Source organism: Candidatus Protofrankia datiscae (assembly GCF_000177615.2).
GTDB classification, from domain to species: Bacteria; Actinomycetota; Actinomycetes; order Frankiales; family Frankiaceae; genus Protofrankia; species Protofrankia coriariae.
Genome location: NC_015656.1, coordinates 2,096,843 through 2,116,915, shown reverse-complemented (window position 1 = coordinate 2,116,915; position 20,073 = coordinate 2,096,843). Strand labels below are relative to the sequence as shown.

Genomic DNA, 20,073 nt, shown 5'->3' with positions numbered 1-20,073 from the left:
CTGTCGGCTTCGTTACAGGCCGACCTCGCGGTAGAGGACGCCGACCTCGCCCCGGGAGAGGTGCCTGGTCCGGCCCACCCGCAGCGAGCCGAGGTGCACCGGGCCGATCCTGGTCCGCACCAGCCGGCGCACCGGATGGTCGACTGCCTCCATCAGGCGGCGTACCACCCGGTTGCGCCCCTCGTGCAGGGTGATCTCGAGCATGACCCGTGAACCGGCCGAACCGACGATACGGACGGCGTCCGCGCGCACCGGGCCGTCGGCGAGTTCGACGCCCTCGCGCAACCGTCGGGGAACGTCCCGGCCGACCGGCCCCGCGACCTCGACCAGATAGGTCTTGGCGACCTCGAAGGACGGATGTGACAGCCGGTGGGCCAGCTCCCCGTCGTTGGTCACCAGCAGCAGGCCCTCGCTGTCGACGTCCAGCCGCCCGACGTGGAACAGCCCCGGGCCGGCGTCGGTCACCAGGTCCGCGACGGTCGGCCGGCCGCGGTCGTCCGACATCGCCGAGAGCACCCCGACGGGCTTGTTCAACGCCAGGTGCACCAGGCCCGCCCGGGTGACGACCCGTTCGCCGTCCACCTCGATGATCGCGGTCTGCGGGTCGACCCGCATGCCCTGCGTCTCGACCACCCGGCCGTCCACCCGCACCCGGCCCGCGGCGATCAGCTCCTCGCTGTGCCGGCGGGAACCGACCCCGGCCGCGGCGAGCACCTTCTGCAGGCGAACGCCCTCTGCGTTCGCGTCACCGGCCGTCATGGGCCTCCGTCCTGTCCGCGAGCCTGTCACAGCTCTTCGATCCGTCATGGGCCCTGCCCTCGATCCGTCATCGGGCCTCGGCCCGTCCGCGGGCTCCGCTCGTGTCCGGTCACGGGCCCTCGATGTCGTCCACGTCGGCGATGCCGGGCAGCAGCGGGGCCAGCGGCGGCAGCTCGTCGAGATGCCGCAGGCCCATCCGTTCCAGAAAGTAGTCGGTGGTCCGGTACAGGATGGCACCGGTGTCGGGGTCGGTCCCGGCCTCCTCGACCAGCCGGCGGGCGGTCAGGGTACGGATCACCCCGTCGGCGGACACCCCGCGCACCGCCGAGATCCGCCCGCGGCTGACCGGCTGTTGGTAGGCGACGACCGCGAGGGTCTCCAGCGCCGCCTGGGACAGTTTCGGGCTCTGCCCGGCGAGGACGAACCGCTCGACCCAGGGGGCGCACGCCTCGCTGGTGTAGAAACGCCAGCCGCCGCCGACGTCCCGCAGGCTGAAGCCACGGCCGTCGGCGATGTACTCCAGGGCCAGTTCGACGAGAACGCCCTCGACCTCGGTGGCGGGAACGCCCAGGCTCACCGCGATCTCGGTGACCGGCACCGGGTTCTCCGCCACCATCAGGATCGCCTCGACAAGGGCCGGCAACGGCGGCCGCGGCGCGTCATCCTCCGCGCCCGATCCGCCCGCGTGCCGTTCGTCCGGATCCGGTTCGTTCTCGTCCGGTTCGTGTTCGTCCGGGCTGTCGGCCGCCACGGTTTCGCCGCCGGTGAGCGGATCCGCTTCCCCCGTCATCCTGGTTCCCCCGTCACTGCCGTCGTGATCCTCGTTTCCGGCTTCTGCCGGGCCCGGCCGGCCCGACGTCGTCGACATCCCCGGAAGCGTCGGCATCCCCGACGGCGCTGGTGACGATGCCGCGTACGCCATACGTACCGCCCACGTCGCCCACGTCGTCCACGCCGTCTGTGCCGTCTGTGCCGTCTGTGGCGTCCGTCGCCTCTCGCGGTTGCCGCCTGGAGTCCGCGGGGTCGGTATCAGCTACCCACCGTACTGTCAGCTCTCCCAGCGGAACCTCCTGGAAGAAGGCGACCCGGCCCTCCCGGAAGAGCTCGAGAAGGGCGAGGAAACGCGCGACCACCTCGATCGTCTGCCGGCAGTCCGCGCACAGCGCCTGGAACGACGCGCTGCCGAGCTCACGCAGCTTCTCCAGCACGGCGAGCATGTGCTCGCGGATGTTGATCCTCGGCAGGTGGACGTGGTCGGTGGCAACCTGCGGGGGCAGCGGAGGCTCCCGCAGCCGGGCCGCGAGCCGGGCGAGATCGGCCGGCCCGATACCGATCTGCACCTCGGGGAGAGCCTGCGCGTAACGCGGTTCCAACGGCACGGCCCGGGGGACGTGGCGGGCCTCGAGCGCCATCAGGCCCACGAACAGCAGCGACGCCTCCTTGTAGGCCTTGTACTGCAGCAGCCGGGCAAAGAGCAGGTCACGGGCCTCCAGCAGGGCGAGGTCCTCCACCTCGTCATCGGAGATCGCCCCCGGCAGCAGGCGGGCCGCCTTGAGGTCGAGCAGGGTCGCGGCGATCACCAGGAACTCGGTGGCCTGCCCGAGGTCGAAACCGGGGCCGAGGCGGCGGATGTGCGCCACGAACTCGTCGGTGACCTGGGAGAGCGCGACCTCGGTGACGTCCAGCTTGTGTTTGGCGATCAGGGACAGCAGCAGATCGAACGGCCCGCTGAAGTTGGCGAGCTCGACCACGAAGGAGCTGCCGGCCCTGCCGCGGCCGGTCGGCACCGCCACTGCGGGCGCTCCAGCCTCGGGTGCCGCGGTCCCGGGCACTCCAGCCTCCGGGCCCGTGCCGGCCTCCGGTGCCGTGGTGGTGTCGCGCGGCGCCTTCCTGGGCGCTCTGGCGCCCGGCGCGGCATTCCTGGGCGTGGTGGCACCGGGTGCCGGCGTGGTCACGCTCGGCCGAGGAGATGTCCCGGTCCGTGCCATGACACGACGCTACCGCCGCGGCGGCACGAGCCGTCCCGGGCCACCGCACGTCCGTTCGAGCGCGGCCGGCCGCCCGCCGGACGCGGGCAGGCCGGACCGGCCGTCCCCAGTGCTGGTTGCGGCAGCCGGCCGTCCAGCGGGCACGGCTGGGTCCGGTCGTCCGGGCCGGCGGGACGACCGGGTGGTCCGAGCCGGCGGGCGGATCCGCGACAGGCGCTCAACCGACGTCGACGCCGACGATGCTGCCCAGCCCCCGCAGCAGCGGCAGGATGAGCTGGCCGATGACCGAGGGAAACGACACGAACAGCACCGGCAGCAGCAGGATCACCAGCAGGATGACGATGCCGATGTTGTTCTCGCGGAGCTGGTAGTTGGCCCGGTGCCAGCTCGGCGACTGCGGGCCGAGCAGGAACAGCACCCGCCCGCCGTCCGCCGGTGGGACGGGGATGAGGCTCAGGATGAACAGCGACCCGAACGTGCCCGCCATCCACAGCAGCAGTTGGGCGAGAAAGCTACCCGCGCCGTCGATCTCCAGGACGCGGTCACCCTCGGCGAACAGGACCGGTTCGGAGACGAACTTGAACCCGACGATCGCGGCGAACGCGAGCAGCAGGTAGGCCAGCGGACCGGACAGCACCGCCGTGGCCACGTGGAACCGCCGTTTGCGCCACACGTCGTTCATGGGTACCGGCTCGGCCCAGCCGACCCCGGAGATGAGCATGGCGACCCCGCTGAACGGGCTGACCCGGTGTTTCAGCGACGCCGTCAGGCGCCCGCTGCGCAGCGGGCTGGGGTCCCGCAGCAGCCTCGCGACGAGGACCTGCGCGCCGTCGTGAGCGTGGATCCCGATGAGGAGCGCGAGAGCGATCCCCAGTAGCGCCGCGGGTTCGGCCAGGTAGAACAGCACGCCTCTACAGGTTCCTTATCCCGTCCCGGATCCGTCCCGCTTCCTGGACGTACGTATCCCCGTCGTCGCCCACCGGGCCGACCAACCGACTAACCAGCCAGCCAACCGACCGCCCGACCACGCTCCCGGCCGCTCACCCCGCCGCGGACGAGGTCGCGTGCCGGGCCATCAGCTCGCGGGCCAGCCGCCGGTAGCCGTCCGCGCCCACGGACGTGGGCGCGTAGGTGGTGATCGGCTCGCCGGCCACGGTGGTCTCCGGGAAGCGTACCGTCCGGTTGATCACCGTGTGGAAGACCTCGTGCGGGAAGCGTTCCACCACCCTGGCCAGCACCTCCCGGGCGTGCAGGGTACGCGCGTCGTACATGGTGGCCAGGATGCCGGCGAGCTCCAGGCTGGAGTTCAGCCGGTCGCGCACCTTGTCGATGGTGTCCAGCAGCAGGGCGACGCCGCGCAGGGCGAAGTACTCGCACTCCAGCGGGACGATGACGGCGTCGGCGGCGGTCAGCGCGTTCACGGTCAGCAGGCCCAGGGACGGCTGGCAGTCGATGAGGATCACGTCGTAGACCGAACGCACCCGGGACAGGGCGCGGGCCAGGGTGTGCTCCCGCCCGACCTCCGTGACGAGCAGCATTTCCGCGGCCGACAGGTCGATGTTGCTCGGCAGCAGGTCCAGCCCGTCGACCTGGGTGGGGACCAGCACCTCACCGATCTCGGACTCGGTGCCGATCAGGAGATCGTGCACGGTGTGCTCGAGCACCATCGGGTTGATGCCGAGGCCGACCGAGAGCGCGCCCTGCGGGTCGAAATCGACCAGCAGGGTGCGGCGGCCGTATTCGGCGAGCGCGGCACCGAGATTGATCGTGCTCGTCGTCTTGCCGACGCCGCCTTTCTGGTTGCACATGGCGACCACCCAGGCGGGCCCGTGTGTCGACACCGGCGGCGGTACCGGAAAGACGGGCAACGGGCGTCCGGTGGGCCCGATCTCGCCGGCGTCGCCATCGGTGGCGGGGAGGTCGGCGGCGTCGAACTGGCTGTCATCGGGCAGCGCTGGTTCCCCGACGGTCATCCGCCCGTACGGGGGGCGTACCGGGGCCGCCATCGGCGAAGTATCGGCGGTCATGTCGAGGGACCTGCTCCCTTCTTGCGGATCGGTGCGCGGAGAGCAGAAGCGGACCGACAGGAGCGTACCGACCGATGGTCGGACGCATCCCGCCGGGTCGGTGGCCGCGACCCGGCGCAGCCGATGTCCCCGTTGTTCCGGTCCGCTCCCGGCGGGTTCCACCGATAGCGACAGACAGCTCTCAATAACAGTTGGTAACTATACCGGGACGTATTTCCACCGGCGGGAATTGCCGGCCCACTGTGAACGGTGCTTGGCTTGAAGCCTGGCTGAAGCTTGACTGAAGCCTGGTCGGCACCTGTCCGGACGGCCGGGGCGAGCCCGTCTGGACGGCCGAGAACTGCACGATCATGCTTGGTGCGCGGCCAGGTGTCCGGGCCGCCGACGGTCGACGACGACGGGAGCATGACAATGGGCACGGCAACGGATGCGGTGACTGTGCGTGGCGTGGTCTCCCTGGAGAAGGGCGCCCCCGTCACCCTGACGGAGATAGTCGTCCCCGCCCCGGGTCCGGGGGAGGCGCGGGTAAAGGTCCAGGCGTGCGGCGTCTGCCACACCGATCTGCACTATCGCGAGGGCGCCATCAACAACGACTACCCCTTCCTCCTCGGCCACGAGGCCGCCGGGACCGTCGAGGCTGTCGGCGACGGGGTCACCTCGCTGGTGCCCGGCGACTACGTGGTGATCGCCTGGCGGGCGCCCTGCGGGAACTGCCGGTCCTGCCTGCGCGGCCGGCCGTGGTACTGCTTCGACTCCCGCAACGCCACCCAGCCGATGCGGCTGGCGGCCGACGGCCGGAAGCTGTCACCGGCGCTGGGCATCGGGGCGTTCGCCGAGGCGACCCTGGTGGCGGCCGGCCAGTGCGTGAAGGTCGACCCGGCGGCCCGCCCGGAGGCCGCCGGGCTGATCGGCTGCGGGGTGATGGCCGGTTTCGGCGCGGCGGTCAACACCGGCGCGGTCACCCGCGGTGAGACGGTCGCGGTGTTCGGCTGCGGCGGTGTGGGGGACGCCGCCATCGCCGGGGCGGCCCTCGCGGGCGCCCGGAAGATCATCGCGGTCGACGTCGACCAGCGCAAACTGATCTGGGCCTGCCGGTTCGGCGCCACCCACACCATCGACGCCCGCGACCTCGACCCGGTGGAGACGATCAGGACGCTCACCGATGGCAACGGCGCCGACCTGGTCATCGAGGCGGTCGGCCACCCGGAGACCTACCGGCAGGCGTTCTTCGCCCGGGACCTCGCCGGGCGGCTCGTCCTCGTCGGGGTTCCCGACCCGTCGATGACCCTCGAGCTGCCGATGATCGAGGTGTTCAGCCGCGGCGGTTCGCTGAAGTCGTCCTGGTACGGCGACTGCCTGCCCAGCCGGGACTTCCCCGTCCTGATCGACCTCTACCGGGCGGGCCGGCTCGACCTCGACGGGTTCGTGACCGAGACCGTGGGCCTCGGCGACGTCGAGGAGGCGTTCACCCGGATGCGGCAGGGCGGCGTGCTGCGCAGCGTCGTCCGGCTCTGACCGGCACGCCCCGGGCAGCACCCCGCGGACCTGCGCATCGCGAGCCCGGACCGGCATACGCGGGTACGACTGGCACACGCGGGCTGCCGCCGGCACGTGCGGTCGGCCCGTGCGTGTCGGCTCCGCGCCGGCGCCCGTGGTCCGGCCGGATCCGCTGGCGACCGGTCTGGGCGGATCGGGCATGCTCGGTCCGGATGGGCCGGGTTGACCGGCCCGACACACGCGGACGACCGTGGACCACCACGGGAGCACCGGACGACAACGATGACGGGAACGGAGAACGCGTGGCCAGACACGACGGAGTGCGGGTCGATCGGATCATCACTCGTGGCGAGTTCCTGATCGACGGCCAGAGCTTCACCGTCGACAACAACATCTGGCTGGTCGGGGACGCCAGCGAGGTACTGGTCATCGACGCCGCGCACGACCCGTCCGTGATCATGGCCGCGATCGAGGGCCGCCGAGTGTCGATGATCGTGGCGACGCACGGCCACAACGACCACATCAACGCGGCCGTGGAGCTCGCCGAGCGGGTGCAGGCCCCGGTCGCCCTGTGCCAGGCCGACCTCATGCTGTGGGAGGTGGTCTACCCGGGCCGCCCGCCGGACCTCCAGCTCGCGGACGGCCAGCAGATCCCGATCGCGGGCGGCGGCTGGCTGCACGTCCTGCACACCCCCGGGCACTCCCCGGGCGGCGTGTGCCTGTACGGGGTGATCAACGGGGAGCCGGTCCTCTTCAGCGGCGACACCCTCTTCCGCGGTGGGCCGGGTGCCACCGGACGGTCGTTCTCCGACTTCTCGACCCTGCTGAACTCGATCAGAAGACGGCTGCTGACGCTGCCGCAGGAGACGGTGGTGCACACCGGCCACGGCGACGACACCACCATCGGCACCGAGGCGCTCGAATACGACCAGTGGATCGTGCGCGGCCACTGATCCGGCCGTCCGGCCCGCCGCCTTTCGCCGGCGTGTTCCGATATGTTCCAACACGCTCCGACGTGTTCCGACGGGCCCCGATACCCTCCGGAAATCCGGTTCCGCCAGCCGTTGGACACGGACTTCCCTTACATGTTGTAATCAGTTCATGGATCAGGGAGCCGACCTGACGGCACGGCTTTACGTGGACCTGGTGCGCGTGTCCAGCGCCAACTGTCGCTGACGCCCGGTGCCGCTCCCGGCACCGGCGTCAAGAATTCTTCGGCCGGTCCGGACGGCCCGTGGCATGGTCCACGACCATTCATCAGCCGTCCTTTTCCGCTGTCGGCGGAACAGGTGCTACGAAGGCCGCCGCTGCGCCACCGCGACAATACCCGGTCCGGACGCGTCCTTTTTGTTGACCAGCCATCCCACCCGTGACCCGGACGGTATTTCCCGACATCCAGGCCACACATCCGAACATCCGACAGTTGTTCGTCCAGTAGCCGGGAAAATCATGCCCGGTCGTTTTTCCATGCGTTTCGCGCGTCGGGTGCTCCATGCGCTCCGGGTACCCGCCGTGGAACGCCGTCCTCCGTCGACGCCCGCTGCCCGCCCGATCCTGCGGGCAGCGCTTCGGGCGAACCGCCAGAAGCACGGGCAGCCAGAACCAGGGCCATCAGAAACACGTCAGGAACAAGTGAAGGGACGAACTGTGAGCACTGTCACCCATCTCGACGCGCGGCCGGCCGGCGATCTGGCTGTCCGGCCGCTGCAGCCGACCATCGGCGCGGAGATCAGTGGGGTGGACCTGCGGTATCCGCTGACCGACGAGGTCCGCGACCAGATCCGGGCGACAATCCTGAAATACAAGGTCGTCTTCTTTCGTGACCAGGAGCTGACCCGCGAGGAACACGAGGCGTTCGCCCGGCGGTTCGGGCCGCTCTATCCGCACCCGAGCGGGCCGAAGGCACCCCTCAACGACAGCGCCGGAAGGGCGACCTCGATCCACCGGATCGCCGCGGCGGACTTCAAGGACTACGAGCGGGCCCGCGCCACCGCGGACGCCGACGAGAGCTGGGACGCCTACCACACCGACACGAGCTGGCGGCTGGTGCCGACCTGGGGGGCGGTGCTGCGCGCGGTCACCCTGCCTGATATCGGCGGTGACACCATCTGGGTCGACGCCGGGCTCGCCTACAACGCGCTGTCCGACGACGTGAAAGAACGTCTCGCCGGCCGCCATGTCACCCACGACTTCCGAGACGCGCTGAACGCCGTGGGCTACGACTACCCGATCGTGTCCCACCCCGTGGTCCGGGTGCACCGCGAAACCGGCGAAAAGATTCTGTGGGTCAACTTCACCCAGCATCCCTCGATTCTCGGGCTTGACAGGTCGGAGAGCAGGGAGCTGCTGACCCTCGTTCTGGACCAGTACCGGAAGCCGGAACACCAGGTCCGGTTCTCCTGGCGGCCCGGTTCGGTCGCGTTCTGGGACAACCGTGCCACCGTCCATTACGCGGTACGCAACTACGGCGACTTCCCACGGGTACTGGAGCGGATTCTGATCGCCGAGGAGCCACTGTACGCCGACCTGCGATCCCGGCCGATGACAACACACAGTAATAAGTTACATACGGTTACAAACAGCGCCCGGTGACGGTGGGTGGCCCGGATCAGGCGGCGCGGAGCGCGCCTGATCCGGGAGCACCGTCTCCGGCGCGTGGCCGGACGCCGGGCCGTCGGCGCCGTTGAACTCCGCCCACATCCGCGCGTACCGGCCGCCGGCCCGCAGCAGCTCGGCATGGGGGCCCTGCTCGACGACCCGGCCGGCGGCCATCACCACGACCCGGTCGGCACGGGCGGCGGTGGTGAGCCGATGCGCCACCACCAGCGTGGTCCGCCGGCGCGCGACGTGCTCGGTGGCCTCGGTGACCGCCGCCTCCGTGGCCAGGTCGAGAGACGCGGTGGCCTCGTCGAGGAGCAGGATGTCGGGGTCGGCCAGCGCCGCCCGGGCAAGTGCCAGCAGTTGGCGCTGCCCGGCCGACAGCCCCCGGCCGCGCTCGCCGACCGGATGGTGGTAGCCCCCGGGTAACCGAATGATCATTTCGTGTGCCCCGACGGCGCTGGCGGCGGCCACCACCTCGGTGTCCTCCGCCTCCGGGCGGGCGTAGGCGATGGCGTCCCGCACCGTCCCGGAGAACAGGAACGCCTCCTGCGGGACCACGCCCAGCCGGTGCCGGTAGCCGGCGAGATCGAACCGGGTCACGTCGGTGCCGTCGACCCGCACCACACCGCCGGTCGCGTCGTAGAAACGCGCGACCAGTTTGACCACGGTGGACTTGCCCGCGCCGGTCTCCCCCACCAGGGCGACGGTCTCCCCGGCCGCCACCCGCAGGCTCACCCCGTCCAACGCGGGACGGCTGGTGCCGGCGTAACGGAAGGAGACGTCCTCGAGCGTGATCCGGCCGGCAAGCCGGCCGACCGGCACCGGATCCGCGGCCGGCGGGGTGGAGGTGGGTGTGCGCAGCAGGTCGCGGATGCGCCGAAGGCCCACCTTCGCCTGCTGGTAGCCGTCGAACACCTGCGAGAGCTGCTGGACCGGGGCGAAGAACAGGTTGATGTAGAGCAGGTAGGCGATCAGCCCGCCGGTGGTCAGCGATCCGGACGCGACCAGCCCGGCACCGGCGCCGAGGACGAGCGCGGCGGCCAGCTCCGAGCAGAACTCCATGAACGGGAAGTAAAGGGCGATCATCCGCTGCGCCCGCATCCGCGAGGCGCGGTACCGCTCGGCCAGCACTCGGAAGTCGTCCTGGTTGCGCTCCTGCCGGCGGAAGGCCTGCACCACCCGGATGCCAGCCAGGTTCTCCTGCAGCGCGGCATTGACCGCGCTGACCCGCTCCCGCGACTCGGTGTAGGCAGCCGAGGACTTCGCCCGGAACACCAGCGTGACCGCGATTCCGACCGGCAGCATCGGGAGCACGACCAGCGCCAGCTCCACGTTCAGCACGACCAGCGCGATCCCGATCCCGACGAACGACGCCAGCGCCACCACCGCGGTCGTCAGGCCCGTCTGCAGGAACGTCGACAGGGCGTCCACGTCCGTGGTCATCCGGGTCATGATCCGGCCGGAGAGCTCGCGTTCGTAGTAGTCCAGGCCGAGCCGCTGGAGCTGGACGAAGGTCTTCACCCGCAGGACGAACAGCAGCCGCTCCCCCATCCGCCCGGTCACCCGGGCCTGGACGACCTGCCCGCCCCAGGCAGCCAGGACCACGGCCAGCGCCACCGCGGAGGTGGCGAACAGCACCGGCGACGCGCCTGTGGACACGCCCGCGTCGACCCCGTGGCGCACCAGCGCGGGCATGGCCAGGCTCGCGGCCGCGTCCAGGGCGACCAGCAGCAGGCCGACGGCGAGCAGCCCGGGCACCGCGCGCAGCAGGCGGCGCAGCGAGAACGCCGGGTCGGGCGCGGCGGCGTCGGTTTCGCTCACCCGGACCGGCTCGGTCGCGGGCGGGAGCCGGGCCACCTGGGCGAGCAGTTCGGGGGTGGCCGGGGTGTCGGCGAAGGGACCGCCACCGAACCCCGCCCCCCGGCCGCCGAACCCGCCTGCCCGGCCGCCGCGCGCGGGGCGGGCCGGCCGCATGCCGTCCAGGCCGGCACCCACCCAGGTACCCGGAACCGGACGCATACGGGGCGTGAGCGCACCTGCGAACGCCGCCGACCGGCCACCGTTCGCTCGGCCCTTGTCCGCATCCGCCTGGCTCACCTGATTTACCTGATTTACCGGGTTCGCCGGGTTCGCCGGGTTCGCCGGGTGACTGCCGTTGCCCGTCTGATCGGAGCCGGCGCCCGCCCGGTCGAGACCCGGTCCGGACAGCAGCATCGTGTACAGCGGACAGCGGACGGTCAGCTCCTCGTGGGCGCCGACGTCGACCACCCGGCCGGCGTCGAGCACCGCGATCCGGTCGGCCAGGTGCAGGGTGGAGCGGCGGTGCGCGATCAGCAGGGTGGTCCGCCCGCGCATGATCTGCCGCAGGGCGGTGTGGATCTCGGCCTCGACCCGGACGTCGACCGCGGACGTCGCGTCGTCCATGACCAGGACGGGTGGGTCGACGAGCAGGGCACGGGCCAGCGCGATCCGCTGGCGCTGGCCGCCCGAGAACGTCAGCCCCTGTTCGCCCACGACCGTGTCGTAGCCGTCGGGAAGCTCCCGGATGAAACCGTCCGCCCGGGCGGCCCGCGCCGCGGCGACGATCTCGGCGTCGCCGGCGTCCGGCCGGCCGTAGGCGATGTTGGCGCGGACCGTGTCGGAGAACAGGAAACTGTCCTCGAAGACCATCCCGATCTGGGCCCGCAACGACGCCAGGGTCAGCTCCCGGACGTCGTGGCCGTCGATCCGGACGGCACCGGCGCCAGGACCAGAATCGGGGCCAGTACCAGGGCCGGCGCCAGAGCTGGCGCCAGAGCTGGCGCCAGAACCGGCGTCTACGTCGTAGATGCGGGAGAGCAGCGCGGCCACCGTCGACTTGCCCGACCCGGACGCCCCGACCAGGGCGAGGGTCTCACCTGCCTCGACCCGCAGCCGGAATCCGTCGAGCACCGGACGGTCCCGGGTGTAACCGAAGGTGACGTCGTCGAACTCGATCGTCCCCCGGGCGCGCCCGAGGCTGACCGCCCCGGCCCGTTCGGCCACGACCGGGGCGGTGTCGATGAGCTCGAAGACCCGGATGGCGCTGGCCCGGGCCTGCTGCCCGACCGTCAGCAGGTTCGCGAGCATGCGGGTCGGCGCGACAAGCTCACCGAGGTAGGTGCTGAAGGCGAGGAAGGTGCCCAGGCTGATATGGCCGCGCAACGCCAGCCAGCCGCCCAGCGCCAGCACCCCGACCTGCCCGACGGCCGGCACCGCGGCCAGGGCCGGCAGATACCGGCTGGTGATGGTCACCGCACGCATGCGCAGCGCGAACAGAACGCGGGCGGACGCGGTGAGCCCGGCCAGCTCCCGCTCCTCCTGCCCGAAGCCCTTGACCACCCGCACCCCGGCGACCGCCTCGTCCACCACCCCGGCGACCTCACCGGCCTGCTGCTGGGCCGCCCAGGTCGCCGGGAAGACGGTCCGCCGCGCCCGCAGCCCGATCAGCAGCAACAGCGGCCCGACCGCGAGGGCGAGCAGGGTCAGCAGCGGCGAGAGCACCGCCATGATCGCAATGGTGAGCACGAGCAGCAGCAGGTTGCCGCCCAGCCACGGCAGGTACGACAGCAGCCCCTGGATGGCGGTGACGTCCGAGATGGCCCGGCTGACGATCTGGCCGGTGCGCATCCCGTCCTGGCGGACGCCGTCGAACCGCGCGAGCGCGGCGAACACCGCGTCCCGCAGGTCGTACTGGACGTCGAGGGAGAGACGCCCGCCGGTGGTGCGGCGGACGCAGCTCGCGGCGAAACGCAGCGCTCCAGCCACGAGCAGCGCAATCACGTAGGGAGCGAGCGGATGCCGGTGGTCGACCACGACGTTGTCGACCACCCCGCGCTCGATCAGCGGGGTGATCACGGCGAGCACGGTGGCCAGCACCGCCGCGCCGGAGGCCACGGCCGCGTTGCGCCGGTAGCGCAGGACGCACCCGCCCAGTCGACGCAACCAGCCCGTCCCGGACGCGGACCGTGCCGGCTGGACCAGCCAGGCCGGTGGTGTCGGTGGTGTCGGCTGGGCCGGCCCGGTCGACTGGCCGGTCGAGCCCGGCGTCACGGGGCCGCCGTGGTGGTCGGACGGGTTGCTGTTCGCGCGAATCTCCCGGGATGGCTGGTCGGGTCGGGGCAACCTTCAGCCCAACCATCCTGGGAGATCGTCGCTTCCCGGCCGCTGTCAGAAGCGGATCGGCTGTCAGGAACGGATCGTCGGTGGCGGACTGGCCGCCGCGCCGACGATGCCCGCGTCCGCCGGCGGCGGCGCGGTGGTCGCGGCCGTCAGCGGCAGGGCGCTGCCGGCAACCCATCGCTGCCAGGAGATCGACCACTCGTTGCCGAGCTGGGAGGTGTCCGGCGGCCGACCGGTGTTGCGCACATCGATGATGTCGCCCAACCGGCTGAACCGGTAGAACCATTCGGCGTCCGCCGGCGACGCGTTCACGCAGCCGTGCGAGACATTGTTCTGCCCCTGCGCGCCGACCGACCACGGCGCCGAGTGGACGTACTCACCGCCACTGGTGAACTGCACGTTCCACTGGACGGTCTCGTAGTAGTAGTCCGGATCGCCCTTGGGAATACCGACGGTCGCGGAGTCCATAATCACCGTCTGGGCGGTGCCAAGGACGTTGTGCGGGCCGTCCATGGTCGGTGACGAGGGCTTGCCGAGGCTGACCGCCATGGTTTTTTGCAGGACGCCGTTGCGATACACCTTCATCGTGTGGGTGGCGGCGTCGACATAACTGATCTGCGCTGGGCCGATGACGAAATCCATCGCCCGGTCCTTCACCCCGAAGCGGTTGCCACCGAGGTCCAGACCGGCGAGGTTCGCCTCGACGTGCACCTTGGTCCCCGACTTCCAGTACTGCTGCGGGCGCCAGCGCACGGTCCGGTCCGACGACCAGTTCCAGGCGCCGGTGACCGGCGGATCGGTGGTGACCACCAGACGCTTCTGGACGGCCGCCCGGTCGGGAACCGGCCCGTTGAAGGTCAGCGTGACGGGTGTACCGATACCGATGGTCTGCCCGGCGGCCGGTTCCCACGACACCTTGAAGGGTTTGGCCGGATTAATCGTGGTGAAAGTGGCCGCCGTGGTCGTGGTACCCGCTATGTCGTTCACTGGGGACGTCGCCGCCGACACCTGGTACTGCGTGTCCGCGAAGAGCCCGCCGGTGGACGTCCAGGTCCTGCCGTCCTCGGAGAGCTGGCCGGCCAGTTCGCCGGCGGAGGTGTCCTGGGACTTGCTCGCGCCCCGCAGTACCTTCACCGACTGTAGCGGGGCGTTGCTGCGTACCACCACGGTGCTGGTGAGCGCCACGCCATGGGAGCGGTCCGTGGGCGTGACGGTGATCTGCGGCGCCGTCGCGGTCGGCGCGGTCAGGCTGCCGGGGGCGGACGCCGAGCCTCCTCCCTCCGGCCGGGGTGAGCACGAGGTCAGAGCGATACAGGCGAGCAGCGCCGCGCCGACAGTCGATATGAGTGACCGTTGCGAGGGGGATATGCCGCGCGGGCGCGCTCCCCTTGCGCCGTGCGCTCCCCCCACCCCGAGCGGCCTCCTCACGCCGTAAGACCTCGAACGGTTCACCCACCCGAAGAAGGTGTGGCCACAGCTCTTGTCGTGGGTTCGGGCGCCTGCTGGACCGGGCCCCACCCCACCGGCCGCGGAACGACAGGTCGCCGCGGAACGACGAACCGGGGTGTGGCAGACCGGGATACGAACCCGCTCCATTGACCGGCCCGTCCTGAGTGCCTCCCACTCATTCACAGCCGGACCGTACCCAGCGGCCGGACCGGCAACGCATCGATCATTGAAATGGCCGGTGTCAAACGGACGACGATAACCATTGGTACAACATGCGAATGCGGAGAGTAGCCTTCTCCGCGAGTGCTTCATATCCCCTCCCTCATCATCCCGTCCGACGCCTGAGTGCTTTCAGAGGTTGCGCCCGCTCGACGACCAATTTGGCGGAACGGTACGGGCGCGCCCCGTCCGTACCAGGAAGTCACAACCAGTAACCTGCACGGGGCGCGGGTAACGTCACCCAGGGCGGGCGCACCGGCCGGGCCGACCGGCGGACCGGCCCACAGCGGCCCGGCCCGGAACAGTTCGACACGGAACGGTCCGGCCCGCATCGGTTCGGCTCACATCAGTTCGGCACGGCAGAGAGCCCGGCCCGAAAAAGGGTCCGGCCCCCGACCACGGAGGCGCGATGGCAGTCGTTCTCGGTCCCAACAGGTACGGAAAAGCGGAGGTCAGGCTCGTCCACGTCGAGCGCTCGACGCCGGTGCACCGGATCCGGGACATCAGCGTCACGTCGGCGCTGTGGGGCGACTTCACCAGCGCGCACGTCGACGGGGACAACAGCCACATCCTGGCGACCGACACCCAGAAGAACACCGTCCACGCGTTCGCCCGCACGGGCGGTGTCGGTGAGATCGAACAGTTCGGACTGCGACTCGCCCGGCACTTCACCACCGCCACCCCGTGGGTCACCGGCGCGCGGCTGGAGATCGAGGAATACGGCTGGCAGCGGATCGAGGTGAACGGCTCCGGGCACGACCACGCGTTCTTCCGCAGCGGCGGCGAACACCGGACGACGACGGTCACCGTCGACCGGGACACCGCGCATGTTGTTTCCGGGACAGCCGGCCTGGTCGTACTGAAGTCGACCGGTTCTGCATTCCGGGGATTCATCCGGGACGACTACACCACGCTGGCCGACACGGACGACCGCGTCCTGGCGACCGAAATCACCGCCCGCTGGCGCTACACGAGCACCGCCGTCGAATTCGACACGCTGTTCCCGAGTATCCGGGCGACGCTGCTCGAGACGTTTGCCCAGGTCCCCAGCAGCGCGTTGCAGCAGACCCTGTACGCCATGGGACGGGAGGTCCTCACCGCCCACGCCGACGTGGCCGAAATCCGGCTGTCCATGCCGAACAGGCACCATTTCCCGGTTGACCTGACGCCCTTCGGACTGGACAACCCCAACGTCGTCTTCCAGGTGGCCGACCGGCCGTACGGCAGAATCGAGGGAACTGTCCTGCGGAACGACGTGCCCGCGGCGGAATCAGCCTGGTCCACGTTTCCCGGCGGCGGCTGACCAGCCGACACAGCACGGAACCATGCGGCGCCGCGCGGCGAGCATGGGAGGGCTCAGGATGGCGCGGGGCGTCCTGCCGACAGCTGGAGGAGATCCCCAGCCGCGACCGCCAGGCGCCGCGCGGCGCTGCCCCGGTTGACCGCGAGCGCCACCAGGCCCGCGGAGTCGACGTAGACGACGAGCTCACCGGGAGCCACCGAGGCGAACGTGACCCCGAACACGGCCGTGGTCACCGAGGCGCCCACGGCGACGCGGAGCAGGTGGCCGGGGCGCATCCCGGCCGAGGCCAGCAGGGCCGCGTCCGCGGCCACCTGCACGTTGCCATAGGTGTCGACGGTGACCACCTCGGCCTCCACCGCCACCGCCCCGGCGGTCGCACCGGCTTCCCCGGCTTCCCCGGCGGCCGGATCGGCATCGACCAGGCGGGCGACGGGCGCCGGGAGCCGTATCAGCTCGCCTGGATCCACCTGCTCACCCAGTGCGGCCGGATCCCGGCCGGCCGCGACCGCGGCGGCGGCGGGGGCGAACACGTCCCGCCCGTGGAAGGTCGCCGGCACCCCGTCCGGGACGGCCAGCGCCACCGCGGCGCGCACTCCTCCGAGCACGTCGGCCGCGGGTGGCAGCAGCCCGTTGTCCGGGCCGACGAGCACACCCCGCGGAGCAGAGACGACCAGCGCCCGCCGGGAGGTGCCGACCCCCGGGTCGACGACCGCGAGATGCACCGCGGGCGGCAGGTGACCGACCGTCTGGGCAAGCACGACCGACCCCCGCCGCACGTCACCGGCGGGCACCAGATGGCTGATGTCGATGATCCGCACACCGGGCGCGTGCCGCAGCAGCACCCCGTGGCAGGCCGCCACGAACCCGTCGCCGAGCCCGTAGTCGGTCAGGAAGCTCACACAACCCACGCGGCCCCCACCACCCGCATGATCCACACTGTCCGCGCAGAGGTCCTGTGTCACCCTCGCGACCGGGCCGCGGACCCGACGTGCCCGGCGGCGTCGGCCTCCCGGCTGCCGTCCGCCAGGCTCGCGTGGCCGGCCTCCCGGCCCGCCTCGTCGGCCGGGCTCGCGTGGCCGGCCCGGCCTGCGCCGACGACGTCCCGGTCCTCCCGGCCATCCCCGCCTTCGTCGTCGGTGCGCTGGCCCTCACTGACGGCCTGGCCCTCACCGTCGATGACCTGGCCCTCACCGTCGACGACCTCGTGGCGAGCCGGTTGGAGGGCCGGTGTCGGCTCGTCCGCGGACCGGCCCGGCGAGACGTACAGGGACGGGTTCTCCCGCTTGAGCGGCGGGCCGCCGTTGGCGACGACCACCGCCAGCCACGGCATGACCACGGCGATGACGATGGCGCCGAAGCGCAGCCAGCCGTGCAGCGCGACCACGGCGAGCACCAGACAAACGGTACGGAACATCATCGAGATCACGTATCGGCGCTGGCGTCGCCGGATCTCCTCCGGGCGGGACAGCACCGCACGTGTGATCAGAACAGCGTCGCCCTTCCGCCTGATCCGCACTGGTCCACTTCCCGTCGTCGGGACAAGCCCCGGATGCCAGCCCAGTGTGCGCCACACCAGGCCGCACCGCCCGTACAAGCATGACCGCCCGTACAAGCATGCCTGCCGACCGCCCGACGGAACAATTCCCGGCTACCCGACCACTTACAGCCATGTTCGGCGACACACGGCAATTTTCAGCGACTCTCCGCGGCCGACTGGGACCGGACGAGCCGGCCGCGGCCGCCCGTGAAGCCTGGCGGCTCGTTCATGCGTTGAAAAGGGGTACACAGCACCGCGCCGGACGCGACCGCGGGCACGGCGACCGGACGCACGCGATCGGACGCTCCCGGCTTCGCTGGTGCCCGCCCGGATGTCAGCACAGGCAGGAGAACCATAGATGATCGCAACAGCCGGCCTCCACCAGGATGCCCGGTGGCATCCGTCGACCTCGGCGCGCTCCGGGCCACCCCGGGAGACCCCGCCCAAGCCCGCGCCCACACCCCCGCCGAAGTGGCGTCGCTGGCTGCTGCCCATCGGCTTCGTGATCACAGCGGCCCTGCTGTTCGCGCCCAGCCTGTTCCCGAAGCAGACCACCTCGTACAGCTTCACCCAGTTCACCCAGCAGGTGGACGCCGGCACGGTGCAGGCTGTCACCATCAACGACAAGGGCGGCGTCACCGGGACACTCAAGGACGGCGCCAGCTTCACCTCGCAGCTGCCGACCGCGCTGGACACCCAGGGCGTCCTCGAACGCATGGAGGCGAAGGGTGTCGAGGTGAAGGCCACCCGGACCGGGACGTCCTTCCTGTCGATCCTGTTGAGCTTCCTGCCGCTGCTCCTGCTGGTCGGGTTCTTCCTGTGGACGGGCCGGCAGGCCCAGCGTTCGCTGGCCGGCGGGCTCGGCGGCATCGGCCGATCCCGCACGAAGATCATCGATGCGGAGCGCCCGACCACCCGGTTCGCCGACGTGGCCGGCTACGAGGGCGCGAAACAGGAGGTCAGGGAGATCATCGACTTCCTGCGCGACCCCGAGCGCTACCGGCAGGCCGGCGCGAAGGGGCCGGGCGGGGTGCTCATGGTCGGCCCGCCCGGCACCGGCAAGACGCTGCTGGCCCGCGCGGTCGCCGGCGAGGCCGAGGTGCCGTTCCTGTCGGTGAGCGGTTCCGGGTTCGTCGAGATGTTCGTGGGGGTCGGCGCCTCCCGCGTTCGCGACCTGTTCGGCGAGGCGCGCAAGCGCGCCCCGTCCATCATCTTCATCGACGAGATCGACGCGATCGGCGGCAGGCGCGGCTCGGGCCTGCTCGGCGGCAGTCACGACGAACGGGAGCAGACCCTCAACCAGCTGCTCGCCGAGATGGACGGGTTCGACCCCGCCGAGGGCGTGGTCGTGCTCGCCGCCACCAACCGGCCGGAGACCCTCGACCCGGCGCTGCTGCGCCCCGGGCGTTTCGACCGACAGGTCACCGTCCCGCTGCCGACCCAGGGCGAGCGGACCGCCATCCTCGCGGTGCACGGCCGGGGCAAGCACCTCGCCCCCGACGTCGACCTGTCCGTCGTCGCCCGCGGCACCCCGGGATTCTCCGGCGCGGACCTGGCCAACCTCGTCAACGAGGCGGCGATCAACGCCGTCCGGGGCGGACGCAACATCATCACAGCTGACGATCTTGACGCCGCCAGGGAGCGGATCATCCTGGGCCGCCGGGACGCGACCAACGTGCTGCTGCCCGAGGAGAAGCAGTCGGTGGCCGTACACGAGTCCGGGCACGCGCTGGTCGCCGCGCTGTCCCCGCACGCCGACCCGGTCTCGAAGATCACAATTCTGCCGGCCGGAATGGCGCTCGGCGCCACCCAGCAGCTGCCCGAGGACGAACGGCACCTCTACACCGAGGGCTACCTGTACGACTCCCTCGCGGTGCGGCTCGGCGGGCGGGCCGCGGAGCTGGTCGTGTTCGGCCAGGGCTCGACCGGGGCCGCCAACGACCTGGCCGGCGCCACCGCGCTGGCCACCAGGATGGTGCGCGAGTTCGGCCTGTCCCCCGCCCTCGGGCCGGTGGGCTACGCCTCGGGCAACCCGCAGTACCTCGGGACCGAGGAGGTCGTCTCCCGGCCGTACTCGGAGGAGACCCAACGGGTCATCGACGCGGAGGTGGCCCGGCTGGTGCGGGAGGCCGAGGAGCAGGCCGTGAGCCTGCTGCGCGCGCATCGCGGGGCGCTCGACGCGCTCACCGGCATCCTGCTGGAGCGGGAGACCGTGGACGGCAGCGTCCTCGACGACGTCCTGCGCGAACACGCTCCCCCCAGCGCCCCCGCCGCCGTCCCGGACGCCTCTGAGACCCCCGGTACGACTGCTGACGCCCGCGGTGCCGTCACCAGGGCCCGCGGCACGCGTCCCGAGCCGGCCCCACAACGGAAGCAGTAGGTGGAAACCGTCATCCTGGCAGCGTTTCTCACCTACGGCTTCCGGGCCCGTAGGTGAAAAACGCTGTGCTGGCAGCGGTTTCCACCTACAACTGACGGGCGCCAGCCACCGACCGACGGATGCCGGCCGACGCGCGCCGGTCGTGGTTGTCAGCGGTTTCCGTCATCGCGGCG

At 71.2% G+C, this 20,073-nt stretch carries 14 protein-coding genes; 5 read left to right on the top strand and 9 right to left on the bottom strand.

What is annotated here, in order from left to right; all coding sequences use genetic code 11:
* Nucleotides 1-12: 12 nt before the first annotated feature.
* From FSYMDG_RS08745 to FSYMDG_RS08725, 5 genes are all read right to left on the bottom strand, one after another.
* Nucleotides 13-759: a pseudouridine synthase gene (locus FSYMDG_RS08745; protein ID WP_013873189.1), complete on the bottom strand. Its 747-nt coding sequence runs from the start codon at nt 757-759 to the stop codon at nt 13-15.
* A 109-nt stretch (nt 760-868) separates the two neighbouring features.
* Nucleotides 869-1,549 carry an SMC-Scp complex subunit ScpB gene (gene scpB, locus FSYMDG_RS08740; RefSeq protein WP_013873188.1) on the bottom strand — a complete coding sequence of 227 codons (681 nt, stop codon included), beginning with the start codon at nt 1,547-1,549 and terminating at the stop codon, nt 869-871.
* A gap of 13 nt (nt 1,550-1,562) precedes the next feature.
* Nucleotides 1,563-2,591: a segregation and condensation protein A gene (locus FSYMDG_RS08735; protein ID WP_013873187.1), complete on the bottom strand. Its 1,029-nt coding sequence runs from the start codon at nt 2,589-2,591 to the stop codon at nt 1,563-1,565.
* Between the two features lie 373 nt (nt 2,592-2,964).
* Nucleotides 2,965-3,654 (bottom strand): peptidase M50, encoded by a 690-nt coding sequence (locus FSYMDG_RS08730; RefSeq protein ID WP_013873186.1) that lies wholly within the window; start codon nt 3,652-3,654, stop codon nt 2,965-2,967.
* Nucleotides 3,655-3,787: 133 nt separating this feature from the next.
* Nucleotides 3,788-4,774 (bottom strand): ParA family protein, encoded by a 987-nt coding sequence (locus tag FSYMDG_RS08725; RefSeq protein ID WP_013873185.1) that lies wholly within the window; start codon nt 4,772-4,774, stop codon nt 3,788-3,790.
* Between the two features lie 411 nt (nt 4,775-5,185).
* Between FSYMDG_RS08725 and FSYMDG_RS08720 the strand changes: the two genes are divergently transcribed.
* The 3 genes from FSYMDG_RS08720 to FSYMDG_RS08710 all read left to right on the top strand — a co-directional run bounded on the left by FSYMDG_RS08720 (nt 5,186) and on the right by FSYMDG_RS08710 (nt 8,863).
* Nucleotides 5,186-6,289: an S-(hydroxymethyl)mycothiol dehydrogenase gene (locus FSYMDG_RS08720; RefSeq protein WP_013873184.1), complete on the top strand. Its 1,104-nt coding sequence runs from the start codon at nt 5,186-5,188 to the stop codon at nt 6,287-6,289.
* Nucleotides 6,290-6,573: 284 nt separating this feature from the next.
* Nucleotides 6,574-7,224, top strand: a complete 651-nt coding sequence (locus FSYMDG_RS08715; RefSeq protein WP_013873183.1) for an MBL fold metallo-hydrolase — start codon at nt 6,574-6,576, stop codon at nt 7,222-7,224.
* A gap of 694 nt (nt 7,225-7,918) precedes the next feature.
* Nucleotides 7,919-8,863 (top strand): TauD/TfdA dioxygenase family protein, encoded by a 945-nt coding sequence (locus FSYMDG_RS08710; protein ID WP_013873182.1) that lies wholly within the window; start codon nt 7,919-7,921, stop codon nt 8,861-8,863.
* On the opposite strand, the gene FSYMDG_RS08705 is transcribed toward FSYMDG_RS08710, so the two are convergent.
* Nucleotides 8,834-12,874, bottom strand: coding sequence for an ABC transporter ATP-binding protein (locus FSYMDG_RS08705; RefSeq protein WP_347176464.1), 4,041 nt, complete (start codon nt 12,872-12,874; stop codon nt 8,834-8,836). The two genes, FSYMDG_RS08710 and FSYMDG_RS08705, sit on opposite strands and share 30 nt — an antisense overlap.
* 204 nt (nt 12,875-13,078) lie before the next feature.
* Nucleotides 13,079-14,422 carry a L,D-transpeptidase gene (locus tag FSYMDG_RS08700; RefSeq protein ID WP_013873180.1) on the bottom strand — a complete coding sequence of 448 codons (1,344 nt, stop codon included), beginning with the start codon at nt 14,420-14,422 and terminating at the stop codon, nt 13,079-13,081.
* A 667-nt stretch (nt 14,423-15,089) separates the two neighbouring features.
* Here FSYMDG_RS08700 and pucL point away from each other — a divergent pair.
* Entirely contained in the window at nt 15,090-15,983 is an 894-nt protein-coding gene (gene pucL / locus FSYMDG_RS08695; protein ID WP_013873179.1) for a factor-independent urate hydroxylase, read from the top strand.
* A gap of 53 nt (nt 15,984-16,036) precedes the next feature.
* Here pucL and FSYMDG_RS08690 read toward each other — a convergent pair whose 3' ends face one another.
* Both FSYMDG_RS08690 and FSYMDG_RS27165 read right to left on the bottom strand, forming a co-directional pair.
* Nucleotides 16,037-16,891, bottom strand: coding sequence for an SAM hydrolase/SAM-dependent halogenase family protein (locus FSYMDG_RS08690; protein WP_013873178.1), 855 nt, complete (start codon nt 16,889-16,891; stop codon nt 16,037-16,039).
* A 50-nt stretch (nt 16,892-16,941) separates the two neighbouring features.
* Nucleotides 16,942-17,556: a DUF3099 domain-containing protein gene (locus tag FSYMDG_RS27165; RefSeq protein ID WP_237703045.1), complete on the bottom strand. Its 615-nt coding sequence runs from the start codon at nt 17,554-17,556 to the stop codon at nt 16,942-16,944.
* 322 nt (nt 17,557-17,878) lie between these two features.
* On the opposite strand from FSYMDG_RS27165, the gene ftsH reads away from it, so the two are divergent.
* Nucleotides 17,879-19,900 carry an ATP-dependent zinc metalloprotease FtsH gene (gene ftsH / locus FSYMDG_RS08675; RefSeq protein WP_013873176.1) on the top strand — a complete coding sequence of 674 codons (2,022 nt, stop codon included), beginning with the start codon at nt 17,879-17,881 and terminating at the stop codon, nt 19,898-19,900.
* The last annotated feature ends 173 nt before the right edge of the window (nt 19,901-20,073 follow it).